Here is a 4,056-nt window from a genome sequence, read left to right on the forward strand (position 1 = left end):
GCCACTGATATGCTTCACTTAACAACTGATATAGAAGAAACTACTAAAGATATACATAATTTCTTATATTCTTTAGACTAATTTTATATCTATAATCACCTATAAAAGAAATACTGATTTAAGTATTTTTTATAGGTGTTTTTTATATTATATTAATAAATTTTATTCTTCTATTAAAATAAAGTTATATAATAACTATTATTTATATTGATATAAATATAGCTCCAATTATTATACACACAATTCCATATATTTTTACTTTTGTTATCTTCTCTTTTAAAAAGTAATAAGCAATTACTAAAGACCAAATATATGTTATAGAGGTTAATGGAAGCACCACTGAATACGGCAAATACTTTAAGACTATTATATTTAATACAGCAGAAATTAAATATGAAAATCCTCCAATATATAAAAATGGAGACAGTATAATTCCAGATATTCCTTCCTTCCCTGTAGATTTCTTTAAATAAAAACCTCCAAATGCTCCTAATAATGTTCCAATTAAAAGCAGTAAATATATAATAACATTATTCATCTCCTACCCCCATTAGTATTACCCCTATTAAAATAAATATTATAGCTATAACTTTAAATATGGTAATATTTTCTCCCAATAAAAAATATCCAATAAACAATGCTACTACATAGCCTATACTCATCATAGGATGTAATACTGATAAACTCCCAAACTTAAATGCTATTATCATTAAAATAGCACCAATCCCATATAAACTAAATCCAATTAATAACTCTATAATTTTACTTCCTTCTGATATCTTCCAGAAATATTGTCCAAATGCAGTAATAACAGCAGAAGTTATAATCATTATTATTCCTATTTTATTTTTTCTTAACGACTCTAATAGCTTTTCCATTTATTTATTTCCTTTGCATTTCTTTATAGTTATTTAAATACAATTCATAATTTCTTTTAGTTGTTGCAGAAATTGTATCTAAAATCAATCCACAAGATAATGATGTTACTGATACTACTATAAATCCTACTGCTAATATTGCTGAAGGCACTTTAGTAATAAATCTAGTTAAAACAAATTCTGCAATTACTGGTATTCCAACTAATAATCCTAAAACTAATGAAAAAATGCTTATTGATCCAAAGAAAAGTAATGGTTTGTAATCTTTAAATAGTTCTAATAATGTCTTTATTACTCTATATCCATCTCTAAAGGTATTTAATTTTGATTCACTTCCATCAGGTCTATCTCTATATTCTATTGGTATTTCTTTTAATCTAAACTTTTTATCTAATGCGTGAATACTCATTTCAGTTTCTATTTGAAACCCTTCACTCATAACAGGCATTGTTTTAACAAAAAATCTATTAAAAGCTCTATAACCTGTCATTATATCTTTTATTTCATTTTTAAATAATAATCCAATAAGTCCTTGTACTAAATTATTTCCTAAATTATGAAATGCTCTCTTATTTTCTTTTTCATATGTTCCATTAGATAATCTATCTCCAATTACCATATCCGCTTCATTATTAATAATAGGTTGTATAAGCTCCCTTGCAGCTTCTGCAGGATAAGTATCATCACCATCCACCATAATATAAATATCAGCATCTATATCTCTAAACATTGCCCTTACTACATTACCTTTTCCTTGTCTACTCTCTTTAACTACAATTGCTCCATGATCTCTTGCTATTTTTCCAGTATTGTCTTTAGAATTGTTATCATATACATAAATATCTGCTTCTGGTAACTCTCCTTTGAAATCATTTATAACTTTTGCAATGGTTAATTCCTCATTATAACAAGGTATTATTACCGCTATTTTCATATTTATTCCTCCAAAATTTAATTCTATACTTTAATATACTAACTTATAAATTCTATTACCATCGACTTCACTATGGTATATTTCTTCAAACTGTATATTACCATCATTTAAAATATTACTTAAATCATTTTTAGTAACAATATATTTAATATTTAAATCTTCTAATTCATTAACGTTTAACTCTATTTCAAATGCATCTAAATGCTCTAAAACAAACTTAGTCTCCTTTGTTGTTAAAGTAATCTTTATATGAGCATATCTATTATAAATTTCTTCATCATCATAATTTTCACTAATTTTTTCCCATGTTGATAATGCTGGATAAAAATGAGTTCCATTTATTGCTTTAGCTCCATTTGCATATATAAACTCACCCTTTGCTTCCTCACCCTCTGCAAGCCAAAGTGAATCAGGATCACTTTCCTCTATTTCAATAATAGCCTTTGATAATGTTTTATTATATATTGCTCCAACACCCTTTACTATCGGATTAACTGTCATTCCTGACATAAATATAAGTGCTGCCATCATTACAAAAAATATTTTTTTCCATCTTACAAAAATAGAAATATTAATTATTAAATAAATAGCAAATAATATAATTAAATATTTAAAATTCATATATTCTCTATATGGAGACTTTAATATTAATACTCCATATACAGAGAAATTAACTAATGCTATTATAGCTCCTACTAATGGTGATACTATTTTTTCTCTAAATATAACTCCTATAGCCCATACTGATAATAACATTGCAGTAAAACTAAACATTAACATCATTCTATCTGTTGGAACATAACTTAAGAATGTTATCTTTGCTATAGTTTCGTTAAATGATACTATAGTCCAAATGAATTCTAATAATGCTACTACAAATAAGGAAATACCCAGTCCTATATTTTTAACTTTTTTTCTTATAGCAATAAATAATACTATTGCTGAACCTATAAAGAAGTTAATAAATGAACTTACCTCACAATTATTTAAATAATTTATATCTTTAAATGGTGTATATGCATTAATCATAAATTCTGAATATCTAAATAATTCTACTCCCCCACCAATAGATACTCTTTTTCCTGGATATACTGTTTCTAATGTAGCTTTTATTGCCTCCATAGATGTTAATAAGAATTGTCCTAATACAATTCCAATTATTAAAATTATCATTGAAATAAAAATATAATCATTCTTTTTTAATTTAGGTCTTTTAAATGTTCCAAAGTATATTACAGCCATGAATACTAATATAAGATATGCTAAAGGTACCTGAAATGCTGGATAAATTACTAATGCAAATCCAATAGAACTAAATGCAAACATAAGTGAAAAGGCTAGCTTCTTCCACTTATTCTTATCTATATTTTCTACATATTTATAAAAAGCAACTATCATTGCTAATGTAAAAAATATTGTATCTCCCACATGTTGCATAAACCACCATTGTATAGCTGGTGAAAATGTTATCCAAAAGGAAGATAGTATTGATAACACTTTCATCTTTTTTGTTAATATCATAGACAACTCAAAAGCTAATAACAATAATGCAATTGTTTTAAATGCCCAATACCATGATAAACCATATTCTTTACCTAATAATAAAAATCCCCAGTTAAAAGGCTTCCCTAGTATTGACAGGTTAGCTACCGGTGAATTATATGCTAAAATCATATTTAAACCATCATCCGTTATATTAGTATTATATAATGGATAAAACTCATCGGACATAGCCTGAGCCATATAATATGTTGTTTGCACCATCCATTCGTCACTTCTAATGGGTCTGTTAACACCTATTAGAACACTACTTTCTGTTGGGTCTATCAGTTCTGATGCATACATGTCCCAAGCACCAATAGAGCTCCCATTTATTTTAAACGTTACCAATAATATAAATATAAGGATTGCTATTAAAAATCTAAATTTTATTATAGTATCTATTATATTTATTTTATGCTTTTTTTCCCCTAAGTCCAACATATAAATATATAATCTCCTTTATTTAGTCATCTGAACAAATTTTTCATAGACAATTATACACTACTTTCATTTATAATTAAATAATAGATTTTCTATTTAACCTTTTTATTGAAATTTTGTATTATATTTAAATTTAGTAATATTCAATATTCTATTTTTACTTTTCCTTATTAAAAAATATTGAGTCTATTAATAATGAAACTAATACACATGCAAATAAAACTAAGAATACTATACTTAATACTCTATTTACATTTTTTC

The 4,056-nt window shown here is 25.8% G+C and carries 4 protein-coding genes; all 4 read right to left on the reverse strand.

All coding sequences use genetic code 11. The annotated features are described in order from the left end of the window. Positions 1-202 precede the first annotated feature (202 nt). From Q0G30_RS13775 to Q0G30_RS13790, 4 genes are read right to left on the reverse strand one after another with little or no spacing between them, the layout of a single operon-like run. The gene (locus tag Q0G30_RS13775) at positions 203-538 is read right to left on the reverse strand and encodes an EamA family transporter (RefSeq protein WP_133015268.1); all 336 of its coding nucleotides are present in this window, start codon (positions 536-538) and stop codon (positions 203-205) included. After that, positions 531-878: an EamA family transporter gene (locus Q0G30_RS13780; protein ID WP_133015267.1), complete on the reverse strand. Its 348-nt coding sequence runs from the start codon at positions 876-878 to the stop codon at positions 531-533. Before Q0G30_RS13780 ends, Q0G30_RS13775 begins: the two co-directional genes overlap by 8 nt. Before the next feature lie 4 nt (positions 879-882). Beyond that, on the reverse strand, positions 883-1,812 hold the full coding sequence (locus Q0G30_RS13785; protein WP_133015266.1) for a glycosyltransferase family 2 protein: 930 nt from the start codon (positions 1,810-1,812) through the stop codon (positions 883-885). 30 nt (positions 1,813-1,842) lie between these two features. Continuing rightward, positions 1,843-3,795 carry a hypothetical protein gene (locus tag Q0G30_RS13790; protein ID WP_294391219.1) on the reverse strand — a complete coding sequence of 651 codons (1,953 nt, stop codon included), beginning with the start codon at positions 3,793-3,795 and terminating at the stop codon, positions 1,843-1,845. Positions 3,796-4,056: the final 261 nt, after the last annotated feature.

It is taken from the genome of uncultured Clostridium sp. (assembly GCF_934754925.1).
Lineage (GTDB): Bacteria > Bacillota > Clostridia > Clostridiales > Clostridiaceae > Clostridium.